At 41.8% G+C, this 16,152-nt stretch carries 17 protein-coding genes; 14 read left to right on the top strand and 3 right to left on the bottom strand.

Features of this window, described 5'->3' with window-relative positions; all coding sequences use genetic code 11:
• Positions 1–5 precede the first annotated feature (5 nt).
• Positions 6–839 (bottom strand): hypothetical protein, encoded by an 834-nt coding sequence (locus BMX22_RS01120; protein ID WP_074740090.1) that lies wholly within the window; start codon positions 837–839, stop codon positions 6–8.
• Positions 840–921: 82 nt separating this feature from the next.
• Complete coding sequence (dcm, locus tag BMX22_RS01125) at positions 922–2,145, bottom strand: DNA (cytosine-5-)-methyltransferase (RefSeq protein ID WP_074740091.1); 1,224 nt, start codon at positions 2,143–2,145, stop codon at positions 922–924.
• 315 nt (positions 2,146–2,460) lie between these two features.
• Here dcm and BMX22_RS01130 point away from each other — a divergent pair, with 315 nt between their 5' ends.
• From BMX22_RS01130 to BMX22_RS01160, 7 genes are all read left to right on the top strand, one after another.
• Positions 2,461–3,552, top strand: a complete 1,092-nt coding sequence (locus BMX22_RS01130; RefSeq protein WP_074740092.1) for an amidoligase family protein — start codon at positions 2,461–2,463, stop codon at positions 3,550–3,552.
• Between the two features lies 1 nt (position 3,553).
• A complete protein-coding gene (locus BMX22_RS01135) occupies positions 3,554–3,775 on the top strand; it encodes a DUF4314 domain-containing protein (RefSeq protein ID WP_074740093.1) in 222 nt (73 codons plus the stop codon).
• 1 nt (position 3,776) lies between these two features.
• Positions 3,777–4,739 (top strand): class II glutamine amidotransferase, encoded by a 963-nt coding sequence (locus BMX22_RS01140; protein WP_074740094.1) that lies wholly within the window; start codon positions 3,777–3,779, stop codon positions 4,737–4,739.
• Between the two features lie 238 nt (positions 4,740–4,977).
• Positions 4,978–5,520: a DUF1643 domain-containing protein gene (locus BMX22_RS01145; protein ID WP_074740095.1), complete on the top strand. Its 543-nt coding sequence runs from the start codon at positions 4,978–4,980 to the stop codon at positions 5,518–5,520.
• Complete coding sequence (locus tag BMX22_RS01150; protein ID WP_074740096.1) at positions 5,498–5,791, top strand: hypothetical protein; 294 nt, start codon at positions 5,498–5,500, stop codon at positions 5,789–5,791. The genes BMX22_RS01145 and BMX22_RS01150 overlap by 23 nt, the downstream gene beginning before the upstream one ends.
• Positions 5,788–7,341 (top strand): recombinase family protein, encoded by a 1,554-nt coding sequence (locus tag BMX22_RS01155; protein WP_143055451.1) that lies wholly within the window; start codon positions 5,788–5,790, stop codon positions 7,339–7,341. The genes BMX22_RS01150 and BMX22_RS01155 overlap by 4 nt, the downstream gene beginning before the upstream one ends.
• 1 nt (position 7,342) lies before the next feature.
• Positions 7,343–7,636 (top strand): DUF960 domain-containing protein, encoded by a 294-nt coding sequence (locus BMX22_RS01160; protein WP_074740097.1) that lies wholly within the window; start codon positions 7,343–7,345, stop codon positions 7,634–7,636.
• 186 nt (positions 7,637–7,822) lie between these two features.
• On the opposite strand, the gene BMX22_RS01165 is transcribed toward BMX22_RS01160, so the two are convergent.
• Positions 7,823–8,101, bottom strand: coding sequence for a hypothetical protein (locus tag BMX22_RS01165; protein ID WP_074740098.1), 279 nt, complete (start codon positions 8,099–8,101; stop codon positions 7,823–7,825).
• A gap of 489 nt (positions 8,102–8,590) precedes the next feature.
• Between BMX22_RS01165 and BMX22_RS01170 the strand changes: the two genes are divergently transcribed.
• The 7 genes from BMX22_RS01170 (at position 8,591) to BMX22_RS01200 (ending at position 16,060) form a co-directional block, all read left to right on the top strand.
• A complete protein-coding gene (locus BMX22_RS01170; protein WP_074740099.1) occupies positions 8,591–9,286 on the top strand; it encodes a hypothetical protein in 696 nt (231 codons plus the stop codon).
• 198 nt (positions 9,287–9,484) lie between these two features.
• Positions 9,485–9,919, top strand: a complete 435-nt coding sequence (locus BMX22_RS01175; RefSeq protein WP_074740100.1) for a hypothetical protein — start codon at positions 9,485–9,487, stop codon at positions 9,917–9,919.
• Between the two features lie 75 nt (positions 9,920–9,994).
• The gene (locus BMX22_RS01180; protein ID WP_074740101.1) at positions 9,995–10,450 is read left to right on the top strand and encodes a hypothetical protein; all 456 of its coding nucleotides are present in this window, start codon (positions 9,995–9,997) and stop codon (positions 10,448–10,450) included.
• Positions 10,451–10,517: 67 nt separating this feature from the next.
• A complete protein-coding gene (locus BMX22_RS01185) occupies positions 10,518–12,254 on the top strand; it encodes a DUF927 domain-containing protein (RefSeq protein ID WP_081349008.1) in 1,737 nt (578 codons plus the stop codon).
• Positions 12,251–12,460, top strand: coding sequence for a hypothetical protein (locus BMX22_RS01190; protein WP_074740103.1), 210 nt, complete (start codon positions 12,251–12,253; stop codon positions 12,458–12,460). The genes BMX22_RS01185 and BMX22_RS01190 overlap by 4 nt, the downstream gene beginning before the upstream one ends.
• 52 nt (positions 12,461–12,512) lie before the next feature.
• Positions 12,513–14,042 carry a recombinase family protein gene (locus BMX22_RS01195; RefSeq protein ID WP_074740104.1) on the top strand — a complete coding sequence of 510 codons (1,530 nt, stop codon included), beginning with the start codon at positions 12,513–12,515 and terminating at the stop codon, positions 14,040–14,042.
• Between the two features lie 53 nt (positions 14,043–14,095).
• Positions 14,096–16,060 carry a DNA polymerase gene (locus BMX22_RS01200; RefSeq protein WP_074740105.1) on the top strand — a complete coding sequence of 655 codons (1,965 nt, stop codon included), beginning with the start codon at positions 14,096–14,098 and terminating at the stop codon, positions 16,058–16,060.
• Positions 16,061–16,152: the final 92 nt, after the last annotated feature.

Here is a 16,152-nt window from a genome sequence, read left to right on the forward strand (position 1 = left end):
ATCTATTAATTACAGTTTTCTGAATCAAGCAATGACTTTACAGAAGAAAACAATCTTATTTTAGAATAATTATCTATTCTTCCTAATCCGTTTAATTGTCTGCCAGCCAAAATAATTGGAATTTTTACACAACCATTATAGAAATAATAGAAGCCTCCGAAGTCTTCTATTTTTTTATTTGGTAATGTCATAACATAATTGCAGGAAGTTGCAGAACTAACATATATTAGTTTTAGTTGATTTGCATTTGGAATCGTATCAATGTAAGAGTCGATAAGGTCCTTTACTGTTTTTTGTGCTTCAGAATCAGATACACTCTTCAATAGTGTATTAAAATCTTTTGTTTGATGATAATACACTAAATCGCGTATAATCAGCTGATATTTTGCTTCTTGAATGTATTTTTCGTGGCAATGCTTCAAACATTTTTTATCTGATTCTGACAATTTAAAACCCGAGCATTCTATTCTTTTATATAGTTCATCTAGGGGATAGTTACACCATTCCCAAGCTATCTTCCTTCCGGATGCTTTAGTGAAAAAATCTAAGATAGGGTAGAAATATTTTTTATACGCAAATCCTTTGCTGTTTTCTTTGCTATTAATCAGCATTTCCGATAACCCATTTTCGTCTTCAAATTCTTCATAATAGTTTAAAAAAAGCCCATTTGTTTTTTTATCTCTGTCAGCATCATCTTTTCCACCTGCAGGATTCATTCCAATATAAAGAATTACCGGTTTGTCACCAGAAATATGCGGTTCAGGTGCAGGACAATACAAACTTTCGTTATACTTCTCCTTTAACAATTTTCTGGATAATTCGCCTAAATCTTTATTCATCGTGAATTCCTCCGTCACTATATTAATCTTAAAAAAAGAGTCTTAAGCATATCGCATAAGACTCTTTTTAAAAGCTGTAATATTACTTCTCAGCAGTGATGATAGTATCGAGGACTTTACCCATACGAGTTATCATAGGAACAACAAGAGCATTGCCCATACAGAAATAACGCATCCTATCGGGCATACCTGTATTTGTCCAGTTGTCCTCAAATCCCTGCAAACGTTCAGCTTCAACAGGTGTCAGCAAGCGCAGGCTACCTGTTTTACGGTCTGCTACGACATGAGTTGAACGATTGAGAGTTGATTCACTAGTGAGCATCGTGCGTCCAGGTCTATCCCACGGATCTGGGAAAGCAACAGGACCTTCCGAGAAAGTGTATTTATGACCGTTAGCCGCTGTACGCTCTATTTTTTTAGCACCTTTGAGATAAGACCATTTCTCCATTTTATCGCTCGGGATAAAATACTTCTCGGCAACTGCTTCCTTTTCAAGGATATCCATGAGTTTGATGGACTCTTCTTCATGCTCTTTTATCTTTGCGGTGGTTATCTTACCGCCAGACATAAAGCCTGCGTTTTCAAAAGCAAATCCGAAATGGTCGCTCACGTCAACAAGGTCGTTTCCTATCTCAGTACTTGTAAAGTCGCTTATCTCACTTATCGGGAAAGCTGTCACCATAAAACCCTTGCTCTTGATGATATCCTCGGCAGAGACTTTTGCCATTTTCTTGCCGTATTTCGTATTCTTATCATTATACGCAAAGATGAAAGTTCTCCTACGGCGTTGAGCTGCTCCATATAGTGCGGCATTGACAACACGCCACTCTACGCTATACCCGAGTTCTGCAAAGCAAGCAAGTATGACACCGAAATCTCTTCCTCGCTGTTTAGCAGGAGATTTGAGAAGTCTGTCCACGTTCTCCAACAAACAGAACGGCGGACGTTTTTCTTCAAGAATATCTCTTATCTGCCACCAGAGTACGCCTTTCTTTCCCTCTATGCCCTTAGATGAAGCCAGTGTATGTGCTACGCTATAATCCTGACACGGGAAACCGCCTACAAGAAGAGAATGATCAGGTATCTTCGACTTATCAACGGTGCTGATATCTTCGCCCGTATGGTACTCGCCGTCTATATCAGGCGAATCGCCGAAATGCTGTACATAGCAATCATGCGCCCATTGAGTCCTTGCACCGGGTTCCCATTGTGAGAACCAAGTTGTTTCCCAATTAGACGCAAGCCGATCAAACCCGAGTCGGAAACCTCCGACTCCGGCAAACAACTCACATATCGTTTTTTTCATTTTTAAGCCCTCCTATGACCCTAAAGGTCAGCTCGCTCATATCATAGACCGAAAATGTTAGCACCGACAGATGTCGGATCGTTGGTCTACTAAACGTATTATATCATAGAATGACAAAAATTACAATATTATTCCGTAAATTAATTAGGAAAAAATACTATAACTAAATAAAACGATTATATTTTAACGAGATGCTTGGGGAGCTAATGTTACTATTTGATTATCGTAATAAAGCCTAAAATCAAATATGTATTATAATTCCGATAAGGTCTATTTCCAGCCTTATCGGAATTTTTGTTTTTGGAGGTAATTGAAATGGAAGAAAATGTAAGAGTCTGCGACATTTGCGGACGTGAGCTCAAAGAAGAGGACGGTACATGGGTTGACGATCAGTTCATATGTCAGGAATGTGTGGACGAACATTGTACCACCTGCGACCACTGCGGAGAAACTATCTGGATTAACGATTCAGTACAGGATGATGATATCACCCTATGTGAAACCTGCTACAATGACTACTATCACCGCTGTGAATGCTGTGGAAGAATCATTCACGACAATAACACTAATTGGCATGGTGACTATCCTTACTGTGATAGTTGTTACGATGAATTCAATGATGAAATTGAGGAGTACAGCTATAAGCCTGAGCCTGTTTTCTATGGCGACGGTAAACGCTATCTTGGAGTTGAACTTGAAGTTGACTGCGGCGGTAAAGATGATGATAATGCAAGCACTCTTAAAGAGGTCGGCAACGAACGCCATGACCACATCTACATCAAGTCTGACGGCAGTATTGATGATGGCTTTGAGATAGTAAGTCACCCTATGACTCTCGACTATCACAAGCATGATATGGACTGGGAGGCTGTATTGCATGAAGCAATCAAAATGGGATACCGCTCACACCAGACATCTACCTGCGGTCTTCATATTCACGTTAACAGAAATGCTTTCGGAGATAATCAGGCGGAGCAGGAAGAGGTAATAGGTAAGATACTGTTTCTTATTGAAAAGCATTGGAATGAAGTCTTTAGATTTTCTCGCAGAAGTACCTACAACATGAACCGTTGGAGTGCTCGATATGGGTATGAAAAAACAGGTCAGGAAATCTTGAAAAAGGCTAAATGCAGCGACCACGGCAGATACAGTGCTGTCAATCTCTGTAACTACAGCACTATCGAATTCCGCCTGTTCAGAGGCACGCTGAAATACAACACATTTATAGCCACATTGCAGTTCGTCGATACGATCTGTGATGTGGCTCTTTCTATGTCCCAAGTTGAATTAGAAGAACTGTCTTGGTCTGAACTTGTAAGCAACATTACATATCCCGAACTGATACAGTATCTTAAAGAGCGTAGGCTATACATCAATGAAGAAGTCAATGCTGAGGAGGATATGTGATATGAATAAGGCAGATTATTACAAGAAGACTTACCCTGCCGGTACAAGAATAAGACTCATTCACATGGACGATCCTTATTCCCCAATTGAAAATGGTATGACCGGAACAGTTGCTTACGTTGACGATGTGGGAACTCTGCACATGAAATGGGACAACGGAAGAAGTCTCGGCATCTGTCCTGATGCAGACAGCTTTGAGGTTATCGGAAAGGAGACTGAGTGATATGTGTGCAATTTTCGGATTTTTAGACTACGGCAAAAGAGTATCAGCAGGCACTCTGAAAAGACTTCTCAAGGCGTTGTCGGTAGCAGCAGAAAGCAGAGGGACAGATGCAACAGGTATAAGCTATGTAAACAACGGAAACATTGTTACATTCAAGAAAGCAAAGCCAGCACACAAGGTAAAGCTCTACTTCCCCAAAGATACAACAGCAGTCATAGGTCATACAAGATTTACCACGCAGGGCAGCGAAAAGAATAACTACAACAATCATCCTTTCAACGGCAGAACTGATAGTCATAATTTTGCTTTGGCTCATAACGGAGTTCTTTACAATGACAGGGCACTTCGCAGGGAAAGAGCCTTACCGGAAACAAATATCGAGACAGATACATATATCGCCGTTCAGCTTCTTGAAAAAGAAAACATCGTTGACTGTAACAGCATAAAAGCTATGGCAGAGTCAGTAACAGGCAGCTTTGTCTTTACGATACTTCGGGACGATAACACGCTTTTTCTCGTCAAGGGCGATAATCCTATTACACTCATTCATTTTCCTGAGTACGGATTGTATGTATATGCGTCAACAACAGCGATACTCAACGCCGCTATGAAAGCTGTAAAGTTTGCAGGGGTATGCGAAGAAGTGACGGTTAATGACGGTGATATTATCCGTATCGACAGCGACGGAAAGCTTTCTGTAAGTACCTTTGAGCATATTCAGCTACATTACAACTTCGGCAGTTATCGTCTTTATGATTGGTACGATCTGTATGGTATTGAAAAAACAGACGAAGAATATGAAAATGATCTTCTTATGATCTGCGGATGCTATGGCGTAGACAGAGAAGATGTTGAATTACTCTTTGAGTTTGGTTACAGCAGTGATGAAGTCGAAGAAATGTTAATGGATCATGACCTGTTTGAACAGGCTATGGAAGAGATCAAAACGCTGTATCAGCGTTAAAATAAAGGAGGAAATTATTATGGAATACTTTGTTGCAGGACTTATTATGACACTTGTTGTCGGAGGAGTTGCAATAGCACTTGAATACTATAATGGGAGGGCGAGAACTATATGAATGTCGCAATTGACCTGTTTCTAAGAGGCGTTTCGTGTGCGTTAGAAATGCTTTCGTTATTCAAAAGGAGAAGGTAATATATGGGCGGAGCTTTGGCTCTGCCCGATTTTTTTGAGGTGAAATATGAAAACAGAAACAACAGTAATGAAAAGCAAGGCACTTTTCTCGGACGATGGCGAACACAGACTCCTGCTCCGCAGAGAGTGGGATAAGAACGGTAAGTGCGCTATGATAATCATGATAAACCCAAACGCCGCCGATACCCTGTGCATGGATATGACAACAATGCTTGTGCTTAACAACCTTTACAAGCTCGGCTTCGGCAGCGTGAACATCGTAAACCTATATAGCCGTATCACGCCGAAACTTAGCCTCAGATTCAATTCTGACGATGACTTGATAGCAAAAGGCTGTGATGAAATGATTGAAGAATATGCGGTAACAAGTGATGCTATTATCATCGCTTGGGGAAGTCTCGGAAACACTTCTGAGCGTGTGCGTGAACGTCAGGCAGATATCCTTGTAAGGCTGTCTAAGTTCAGGAATAAGCTTTATAAAATCGGTGAACAGGGCTATCATCCCCTTACGCCTGCTGTAAGAAGTCAATGGGAGTTAGTACCTTACGAAATGGAGGAGAGCAATAATGTTGAAAGTAATGAATCTTAAAGAAACAGATAACATCAAGCCTGTTATGCTGAGGGCGTATATCGCAAAGAAAATCACTGCACTGATGAATGAGTACAGCGTAGATACTCTTAATGACATTGGCTGTTTTGTTGTGCTTGAAAATGACGAAATCTCAGCATTTGCAGTATCGGAAATGGAGTTCGTGGAGGTGCTTGAAATCGGTGATAATTACTATCTTCACGGCGTAAAGATACTCGGAGACAGCTACGGCGAGGACATTTATCTGCCTGTTGAGGTAGTTAGAAAATGAGCATTACGATACATCGTGTAGCGCAGTACGCAAGATTCAGTTCAGATAACCAAAGAACAGAAAGTATAGATGCACAGCTGCGAGCAATGAACCAATTCTGCAAACAGCAGCATTGGCAGGTTGTGGCAACCTATACAGATGAAGCGAGGTCGGCGACAACCGACAATCGCCCACAATTTCAACAAATGATATCCGACAGCAGCAAGGGTATTTTCGATATCGTTCTTGTGCATAAGCTGGACAGATTCAGCCGTGACAGGTATGACAGTGCGATATACAAAAAACGCTTGAAGAAAAACAATGTCCAGCTTTGCAGCGTATTGGAGCGCATTGACGACAGTCCCGAAAGCATCATGATGGAATCCGTCTTAGAGGGTATGGCGGAATATTATAGCCGCAATTTAGGGCGTGAGGTCATGAAAGGCATGAAGGAAACTGCGCTGCAATGCAAGCACACAGGAGGATGCCCTCCGCTCGGATATGATGTCGGCGAAGACAGGAAACTTGTGATAAACAAGCATGAAGCAGAGGCAGTCAGAATTATCTTTGAGATGTACGCTGACGGTCAAGGCTACAGTGCTATCATCGACTATCTGAACGAACACGGCTACACTACCAAGCGAGGTCAGCTTTTCGGCAAAAATAGCTTGTATGAGATACTTAATAACGAAAAGTATACCGGCGTTTTTGTGTTCAACAGAGCCGCCGCAAAGTCCGATAGCAAGCGTAACAATCACGCCTACAAAACTAATGAAAATATCATAAGAGTACCGGGCGGCTGTCCTGCTATCATCAGAAAAGCGCTCTTTGAAAAGGTTCAGAGGGTAAAGGCTGAGAACCGCCGCAGCAGAGGACGCTACCACAGCAAGGAATTCTATCTGCTCACAGGAAAAGTTTTCTGCGGCGTGTGCGGTAAGCGCATACAAGGCAATCTCCGTTTTTCCGGAGAGCGTAAGAACAGACTTTGCACATATCGCTGTGATGAGCCGAAGCAGCTATGTAAAAATAAGGAAAACAACAAGGACTATCTTGATGCCTATGTTGCTGATCTGCTAAGGCAGAAGATATTCAACAAGGCTTCACTTCGCCGCAGAATCAATGCAGTCAACAAGTATATCGCTGCATATAACGCCGAATTCGATGAGCATTACGACAGTATAAAAAGTGAGCTTGAAGAAGTAACCATTACACTTTCCAATATAACCGCCGCAGTCGAAAAAGGAGTTTTGACCGATGCAATTATAGAGCGTTCAGAAGCTTTGGAACAACGTAAAAATGAGATACAGGCACAGCTTGCAGAACTCAGGAGATTTGAGCCTTTAAAGCTGGAAGAATACCTGCATCTTATAGGCGACTACAAGCAGCTTGAACGGAATACGCCTGAGTTCCGCTCATTTGTGCAGATGTATGTAGATAAGGTCGTTACATATCCCTATCATATCGAAGTAACTCTCGATGTCGGATTCGGCGTTACTGATGAACTGAAAGAAACTATAACGATAAGACGAGGAGAACTTTACGCCTTATTTGAATCAAGAACGGAGGACTAAAATGTTTGAACCCGAAAAGAAACGCTACCTTACAAGAGGCGTTGACGAGACTATCCCTGTTGAGCTTCAGCTATTTATGTGGGAAGCTATCGACCATATGCCTGAGCCGAAGGACTACTTGCAGGTATTTGAGCTGTCTGTGGAGAACTGCTTACAGGTCGTTCGCCATACAAGCGAGCAGCCAAAATATGATATGACATATATCCTTCCTACAGTTGAAAGTGCTGTTACGACGAAAATCTACTGTATAGACAGTGATACCTACTGTACAATGCTTCTTGCGGAGGAATACTGATATTGGCATTTTTCATGGCATGGCTGAACATGAGGCGTTTTCAGCAGGTTTACGCACTGGCGGACAATTGATGCTTGAAAGGCTGAGAGACTAAATAATATATCCCAGATACATATTTAATCAACGTGTATCTGGGATTTTTTTTTTTACTATTATTATTTTTATTATGTGCCAGAGCTCAACTATTTAGTAGCCTGAACGCATATACCGATTGGGATAATACATTGATGGAACATGGACTAAATCTGGTATAGTTCCTTTATAGATCAAGTTAGAAAATAGGGATCCCACGCTTCTTCTTTCAGCATTTGACAATGTATCCCATAAATTGGCATCTCCAAGGTCTACCAACTGTTTTAGCTGATAACGCTTAGAAAGACTAGTTTTCGATATACCGTTAAGTACTGCATCGAATACTTTTAAAAATATAGGATCACTCGTATCCATTTTTCTAATCGTATACATAACCATTCCTCCTTTCTGCTGATCCAAGATCAGCTATTACGATGATCTAGTATCATCGACCTTAGTATATCAGACACTTATTGTTTTGTCAAATAGCCTGTTTACGCCATTTTCAAAGGCTTATCACAAACTTCTTTATCTATTATTACTGAGCTTCAAAAATACAGTATAGATTAAACCCTTTTTGAAGCAGGGAATATCAGGTTTTGTCATTTCAAAAGTCAGTTTTCTCCTTTTTGAAACAAGCGATAGTCCCTACAATTAATCGTGCTTATTGACAATTCAAACAAAAACTTCCTTCTTTTCCTTCACCTTTGTAAACTGTAAAAAATATATCGACCTTATTCAGCATACACGGATTATAATTTTAAGACTTTAGTATGTCAAAAAGCCAAAACCGTGATCAATTCATTGCATTTTTTTAAAACTGCTCCTTTGAACATAACATTATAGGCAAAAATGCCGTAAAAAATCAAAGGAGGAATCAGCATGAATGCTGAAAAAAGAAAAGAAGTAAAAGCACGCATAGAGGAAATAAACAATGAAGTCTATTCACAGATGATGAATGACGAAAAAAACAAATATGATCCAGATATACAGTTGCCGCAGTGCGATATGCAACATGATAGCATCCACAAGAGAAAGTACAAGATAGACGAGAAAAGCATGTATCCGGAGAAGAATAAGAAACGGCGTGAAAACCGCCCGAGTACACTGGAAAACTATATAATAAACGGAAAGGACGAAGAGGCTAAAAACTATATACGAGAGCAGTACTACATATCGATGAACAAACTGCCACAACTGATAGAATCTGATAAATGTGAAAAAACGATAAGAGAAACAGTTTATCAAATGTTTAAAATGATAGACTACTATGTAGCTATGATACCAATCGCACTGATCGATGAAACAGAATGTATGGTAAAGAAATGGATCGCTCATAAAAGAATACTGAATAAGTACAAAAATAAAAAAATAAGACTGATCGATATGAACATGGAAGAAATAAACTGTCTATATGGCACATACATACTGACAAAAAAGATCATACTGATCAACAGCACCAGTAAAGAGGACTATAATAAACAAGTAGCAAAACTAAACCAAGAACTGAAGAAACTGAAGGAACTGAAGAAACTGAAGCAAATATACGCAACAATCATAGAACTGATAGAAATATAGTAAAGATATATGCACCATATCTCGAAATGAGATATGGTGCCATTTTCTCGGTAAAAAAAATTAGCTCTTTATGTCTCGCTTTTGGTATTATGTGCATGGTAGAATAAATACAGCAGAGGGGAGAAGGAACTCTCCGAGCTATGCAAGCCAGCTGCAGATGGCGAAGCAAAAATATTTTTATAGAAAGGTTTTGATATTATGTCAAGATACTTAAATGGTCATAACTACAAAAAGGCTTCAGTCGGATCTGAAACCGCTATCGATCTCTCAAAATTCACCGAGCTCAACGCTGCTTCAAGTCGTAAGGGCGTTATTGGTATCACTGAAACAGGCGGCTCATATCGAGTAGCCCTATACAGCGACATCATTTCAATTTTGGAAGATGGCACAAAATTTGTAAAAATATCAGCATATGAAAAGATGATCGCTATCCAGCCGGTATCTTCTGATACGCCAGGCGCTTACGAAATCAAAAAGGGCGGCATTATTTACTCCTCAGACCTTTCCGAAAAGATTATGTCCCTGACTTCATGTGTCGAGTTCAAGCCTAATTCGACCACGAGATGCGGACGCATTGAGCAGGTACAGACTGACGAGGAAGGTACCCCAATTATAGTTATTTCATTCGAATAATCGAGTTACAGACGTGGTGTGCTGGTCTCAGCGCCAGCGCACCTAAACCCTATTCCTTATTGGAGGTAATTTATTATGAGTAAAAAGAATAATACAATTGACACAATTACAAATGGTACAGAAGCTCTAACAGCCGAGAAAAAGGTTAATCTGGCTGAATTCACTGAGGTTTCCAACGAGAACCCCACTACTAATGATCGTGATAAGGGCAGAAAGCTCACAGTTCCTGAGTCCACATTTGTTATTGACGAGGGCACATACAACGGTACTATTACCGACGCTTTCTGGTATAGAACACCTGAAGATAGAGACAGAGTAATGCTGGTATTTCTGCTTGATGATGGTATCGAGTTTAAAAATTCGGTTGACGGCGACTGGATTGATAAGTATCCGTTCTCTAAGCTCATTTCTCAGGCTCATATCGAATATGTAGAGAACTTCGTCGGACTAAAGGTCAAGTTCGATGTACGTAACACCGAGGGCGAGACAATGACCTTCTCGAACATCAAGAAAATCTCCCTCGACGAGTAATTGCTAACGCCATAACCCCGTTTCTGGGGTTATGGCTACTACTCTAATTAAAGGAGGCTGGTAATTAATGGGTTTAAAGAAGCCTGATAATATTCCGAAGCTATCGAAAAAGCTGGATGAGAACGAAATCAAGCAATTAGTTAATAGTATTGATCCGCTATGTAGAAGAAAGATCAATCCCGGTACGTTACAGTTTTTATCACAAACAGAGCCGTACTATCCCGTAGTCCGTGTTCAAGATAAGTGCCTGTTAATAGCGGTAAACAGCAAAAGCTACTTAGGTCTTATATGGCTTTCCGGCTGGTTCGAGATCAATTCAGCCTATAGAGATAGTAACAACGTGTACAGGGTACGGCTCAGTATCAACGACAGACCTGTTGAAGTCGATTATGATACCTTGTACCCAAAGGATATAACCAAACTCTCGAAGTATGGTCTTATTATCAATATAGACTACGCTGAAAGCCTGAGTAAATATATATTCAAGGCTGTTGCCAAGCTCGACGTAGAGGAGCATGTCAACGGTATGGGTTTCTTCATGCAAGAGGGTGAGCTGTTATTCAGGGCATACGATGAAGAGCCACAGATACTACAGTATACACAGGACACAACGTTGACCGAGTATATCACCGGACTTAATTGTCTGCTTACCAATCCGGCTATCATGTTCGCATTATGCTGCAGCTGCGCTTCGCTCTTCCTCGCATTCCTTAGTATCGCCTCTGGTCTTCCGCTTATGTCATTTATTATATCATTTTATGGTAAGTCTACCACAGGTAAGAGCACCGCTCAGACATTGATGTCATCAGTCTACACCGATCCGAAGGATAAAAAAATATACATTCCTTTCTTCGGTACGTTGAATGCGATAATAAAGAACTTTTCAAACAAATTCGGCGTTCCACAGCTATTCGATGAGGCAACTGTTTCATCAGGACTTAACATGGAAAGCTTACTCTACACAATTACGCTTGAACAGGATAAGAGCAGGTGCAACAGCAGTGCCGACCTCAGAATCCCTGATACATGGAAGCTTATTGCAATCACGTCCTCCGAAAGCAAGCTCCTTTCCGACAATCAGATGCACAACAAAGGACTTGATGCAAGACTTCTGAGCTTTGAACTGAAATTCACAGATGACCGTGAACACAGTGACAATATACATGACTTTTGTAGCAAGCAGTACGGCATACTGGGCAAGGCTTTATCAGAGTATTTACTTACTGTTGACCGTGAAGAGCTTCTTCAAAGCTATGAGGAATGCAGGGGCGATATGAGGAACGCAATTGATGATGTAACATCATTCGACCTTGCAGAGAGGCTTGTCAACGAATATGCAGTTATCCTTCTTGCTGGTAAGGAGCTTATCAAACTCGGCGTAAATATAGATATCGACAGCATTGTAACTATTATGACTGATAGCTGTAATGAACTTCGTGCAAGAACGAATATCGCTGAGAAATATTATCAGCATCTTGTAAACTACTTCGTAATGCACCCCTACGCAGAGGGCATTAAGAGGATCGAAGAAACCAACTCCGTTGCATTTATCGATGAGCTGTTCCTTAAAGTGCTGAGTGATTATGGTGCATCAAATCCCAATCTTGTAATCAAGGAGCTTGACGCTGCCGGATACCTGTTCAGACGCAAGAAAAATGCACTAAAAAACCGCCGTCGCTTCTGTAAGGGCACAATTGCGAACTGCTATGAAATATTACTGCCGAGTGATGACTCAGGCTCGGATGACGACCGTATGACATTAGAATACATTCTTACCCACTATGAGGGAGTAGATGAAGGATGATAGTTAAGGATTTCAGCTTCAAGAGGGACTTCCTGAAGCACACTAATTACAAGAGCGGCTACCATGTTTACACAGGCATGGAGACCGTTTCAGATAGATCAGGGGAAGAACTCCCCGAAAGTATAATAAAGCTGCTCTACCGCATCTATGCGGAGACGGCAGCAACCGATAATGATAGTAATGAAAACAAGTATGAGGGCGAGTGATCGTCCTCATACCCGAAATAAATCAATTAATGCTATGAGAGGATTGGGTAAAATGAAAGATAATAATATCAGGTACGCTTTTATGTACCGGCGTATCAGTTCTCACAATCAGATAGGCAACAACAGTCTTAGCGCTCAGGAAGATGCTATTCGTCAGTTTGCAAAAGAGAATAATATCAAGATAGTCGGCAGCTACGAAGACGTCGCCAAAAGCGGAACTACAATGAAAAATCGAACCGGATTTTTGAAAATGCTGAGTGATATTGAGAGTACTTCCAAGGCTACCATCATTCTTATTCACCACTTCGACCGTTCCAACAGAAACGCCCGTGACCAGCTTAATGTTATTTATGAGCTTGCCTTGAAGGGCATAAGAATAATTTCGACTGACGGACTTGATTCAATGAACCCTGATGATATGGCTGAGATACTTGAAGAAGCTGTAGCAGCAGAGAAGTACTCGATACGACTTAGCCGTGAAACTTTAAAAGGTTTAAAGGTCAACGCTGAAAAGATGCTCCACAACGGCGGACCTCCTCCTTACGGCTATACGGTCGGTCTGGACAAAAGACTACATATAGATATGGCGAAAGAACCTGCTGTTAAGCATATTTTCGAGATGTATGCCGCCGGTATGAGTTATGATAGAATTATCGAATGGCTCGATAACAACGGCTACAAGACAGCCAAAGGCGAAACATTTGGTAAGACTTCTATTAAAAGCATTCTTGAAAACGAAAAGTATTGCGGCAATTACTTCTGGAACAAGCGCACAGGCAAGGACTTCCGTGGTATGCGTAACAGCCACAAGTTAAAAGACGAGAGCGAGTGCTATCACGTTATCGGAGGCGTTCCGGCTATTGTAGATGAAGAGCTGTTCAATAAGGTTCAGGAACGTATGAGAGATCACAAGAGCAAGATCAGAAACCACAACGGTAAGAATTTTTACCCCATGAACGGCAAAATTTTTTGCAGCAAGTGCGGAAAGCCGCTTAAAGGCAAGGTTCAGTACAGCAAGACCAACAAGAACGGTGAACCCGTCAAGCAGTACAGATTCAGCTGCGACTGCTTCACGCCTAAGACGGTAAACGAGAAGTACCTCGATGATATGATAGCATACGGTCTGAGAGAGTGCATATTTTCACCTGCGAACATTGAAGAACTCTTACATAGGCTCAACAAGTACAGCGAGTCTCAGAACGAGGCTATAGACCTCCAGATAACCCTTCTTAACGATGAGAAGGCTGACATCGAGAAAAGGCGTAAGAACCTTATGGATGTTGTTGCAAGCGGCGAGAGCATACCTTCAATTATTACTGAGATCGGCAGCATGGACGAGCAGATACAGAAGATAAACCGCAGAATCAGCGAGCAGGAAGCGTCAAAGAAGTTTTTCACGCTTGATGATATTTGTTTCATCAAGGATATGTTTACAGACTACGTCAGAGAGGAATGCAACGAAGATGTCCTGACGTTTCTTAATGATACTGTCGAGCGCATCGAAGTTGGCGATACCATAGATGTTAAGCTGAAAAAGAATATCAAGATCGACCGTGACACAAAGAAGATTTTTGTAGACTAAAACAAAGGGGCAGCTGTTACTGCGGCTGTCCCACACTTACAGGAGGCTTTATTATGCAAGTTATAACTATTGATATTGAGACCGCATCCGATGAGAACATCAAGGAATGCGGCGTATACAGATATGCAGAGTCGGAATTCTTCGACCTGTTACTTGTTTCCTATTCGATCGACGGCGGTGCAGTTGCGACCTGCGACATTGCTAACGGCGACACACTTCCCAATGAGATACTGAGTGCCTTAACAGACAAAAGTATTATCAAGAAGGCGTTTAATGTTATGTTTGAGCGTGTCTGCCTTTCGGTTTATCTGCGCCGAAACTATCCCGATCTGCTTGATTTTGAAGATGCTGTCGGCAACTACCTTGACCCGGAATCATGGCAGTGTGATATGATTCACAGCAGATACCTCGGTATGATGTCCTCACTTGACGATATGGGAAAGCTGCTGAGACTGAAAGAAAAGAAACTGTCCGAGGGCAAAGACCTTATCAAGTTTTTCTGCACACTTCATCAGGACAAACAAGGCAACCTGCTGTTTCACGACAAATCCGATGCGCCGAAGAAGTGGAAGGAGTTTATCGAGTATAACAGACGAGATGTTGAAGTCGAGTTGAAAATACAGCGTCTGCTTTCGGAAGTGCCTGTTCCCGACTTTATATGGGAAGAATTCTATATCGACCAGCGCATCAACGACAGAGGCATTCTTGTAGACACACAATTCGCTGAAAAGGCTGTAGAGCTTGATAATAACGTCAAGACTGAGCTTTTCCCGAAGCTGAAAGAACTGACGGGTATTGATAACCCCAACTCGCCTTCACAGATGAAGGAGTGGCTCTTGCGTAAGGGTATTGAAGCTGAATCGCTTGACAAAAAGGCTGTACCAAAGATACTGGAAACCGCTTCCGAAGATGTTAAGGAAGTCCTTACGCTGTATCAGCAGCTTTCCAAGTCATCCGTCAGCAAGTACCATACGATGCTGAATGCGTCTTGTGAGGACGGCAGAGCAAGAGGAATGTTCAGCTTCTACGGTGCTAACAGAACAGGCAGATTTGCAGGTCGCCTAATTCAGTTACAGAATTTGCCGCAGAATCACCTTGATAACCTCGCTGAGGTCAAAGGTCTTATCAAGAGCGGAGATTTTGATACCGTTAAGGAGGCGTATGATTATATTCCCGACGTTCTTTCACAGCTTATACGAACAGCATTTATCCCACCGGACGGCAAGAAATTTATAGTCGCTGACTTCTCCGCTATCGAGGCAAGAGTACTTTCATGGCTCGCCGATGAGAAGTGGAGAATGGAAGCTTTTGCAAACGGCGAGGATATCTACTGTGCTTCCGCTTCAAAGATGTTCGGAGTTCCTGTTGAGAAAAACGGCGTAAACAGTCATCTGAGACAGAAGGGCAAGATAGCTGAGCTTGCTTGCGGTTACGGCGGTTCCATCGGAGCTATCAAGGCTATGGGCGGCACGGAATTGAAACTCACTGATGACGAGCTTTATTCGCTTGTAAATGATTGGAGAGCATCGTCACCGAATATCGTTAAATTCTGGAATGATGTTCAGTCCGTTGCAGTCAAGGTCATTACAGACCAGAGCAGCATTACCTTCGGCAGATTGAAGTTCTCTTATGAGATAGGCATTTTATTCATAGAGCTGCCGTCAGGACGCAGACTTGCCTACGTCAGACCAAAGGTCGAGAAGGACGAGAATGGCAAGACGTTAATCACCTATGAGGGTGTCGGCGACAACAAGAAGTGGGCACGCTTAAGGACCTATGGCGCTAAACTGGTTGAGAACATCACTCAGGGCGTAGCAAGAGACATTCTGCTGCATTCTATGGCGGCTATGAAGGATATGGACATAGTCGGACACGTTCACGATGAAGTTATCGTAGAATGCACTAACGATACTTCTGTTGAACAGGTATGCTGCTTAATGGAGAAAACTCCCGAATGGGCTGAGGAACTTCTGCTCCGTGCGGACGGTTATGAATGTGAGTTTTATATGAAGCAGTAAAATATTTCCCCCGAAGCGGTTAAGTGAGTTCACCGATCGCTTCGGGGAATTTTTATTATGTGGTGCTGAACAAAATAGGAATATATGTCTCA

Source organism: Ruminococcus sp. YRD2003, from assembly GCA_900109435.1.
Classification (GTDB): domain Bacteria; phylum Bacillota; class Clostridia; order Oscillospirales; family Ruminococcaceae; genus Ruminococcus; species Ruminococcus flavefaciens_G.

Excerpts from the sequence above, each read along its gene's own strand:
- BMX22_RS01120 (WP_074740090.1), bottom strand. The coding sequence starts at position 839 with ATGAATAAAGATTTAGGCGAATTATCCAGAAAATTGTTAAAGGAGAAG.
- dcm (WP_074740091.1), bottom strand. The coding sequence starts at position 2,145 with ATGAAAAAAACGATATGTGAGTTGTTTGCCGGAGTCGGAGGTTTCCGA.
- BMX22_RS01130 (WP_074740092.1), top strand. The coding sequence starts at position 2,461 with ATGGAAGAAAATGTAAGAGTCTGCGACATTTGCGGACGTGAGCTCAAA.
- BMX22_RS01135 (WP_074740093.1), top strand. The coding sequence starts at position 3,554 with ATGAATAAGGCAGATTATTACAAGAAGACTTACCCTGCCGGTACAAGA.
- BMX22_RS01140 (WP_074740094.1), top strand. The coding sequence starts at position 3,777 with ATGTGTGCAATTTTCGGATTTTTAGACTACGGCAAAAGAGTATCAGCA.
- BMX22_RS01145 (WP_074740095.1), top strand. The coding sequence starts at position 4,978 with ATGAAAACAGAAACAACAGTAATGAAAAGCAAGGCACTTTTCTCGGAC.
- BMX22_RS01150 (WP_074740096.1), top strand. The coding sequence starts at position 5,498 with ATGTTGAAAGTAATGAATCTTAAAGAAACAGATAACATCAAGCCTGTT.
- BMX22_RS01155 (WP_143055451.1), top strand. The coding sequence starts at position 5,788 with ATGAGCATTACGATACATCGTGTAGCGCAGTACGCAAGATTCAGTTCA.
- BMX22_RS01160 (WP_074740097.1), top strand. The coding sequence starts at position 7,343 with ATGTTTGAACCCGAAAAGAAACGCTACCTTACAAGAGGCGTTGACGAG.
- BMX22_RS01165 (WP_074740098.1), bottom strand. The coding sequence starts at position 8,101 with ATGTATACGATTAGAAAAATGGATACGAGTGATCCTATATTTTTAAAA.
- BMX22_RS01170 (WP_074740099.1), top strand. The coding sequence starts at position 8,591 with ATGAATGCTGAAAAAAGAAAAGAAGTAAAAGCACGCATAGAGGAAATA.
- BMX22_RS01175 (WP_074740100.1), top strand. The coding sequence starts at position 9,485 with ATGTCAAGATACTTAAATGGTCATAACTACAAAAAGGCTTCAGTCGGA.
- BMX22_RS01180 (WP_074740101.1), top strand. The coding sequence starts at position 9,995 with ATGAGTAAAAAGAATAATACAATTGACACAATTACAAATGGTACAGAA.
- BMX22_RS01185 (WP_081349008.1), top strand. The coding sequence starts at position 10,518 with ATGGGTTTAAAGAAGCCTGATAATATTCCGAAGCTATCGAAAAAGCTG.
- BMX22_RS01190 (WP_074740103.1), top strand. The coding sequence starts at position 12,251 with ATGATAGTTAAGGATTTCAGCTTCAAGAGGGACTTCCTGAAGCACACT.
- BMX22_RS01195 (WP_074740104.1), top strand. The coding sequence starts at position 12,513 with ATGAAAGATAATAATATCAGGTACGCTTTTATGTACCGGCGTATCAGT.
- BMX22_RS01200 (WP_074740105.1), top strand. The coding sequence starts at position 14,096 with ATGCAAGTTATAACTATTGATATTGAGACCGCATCCGATGAGAACATC.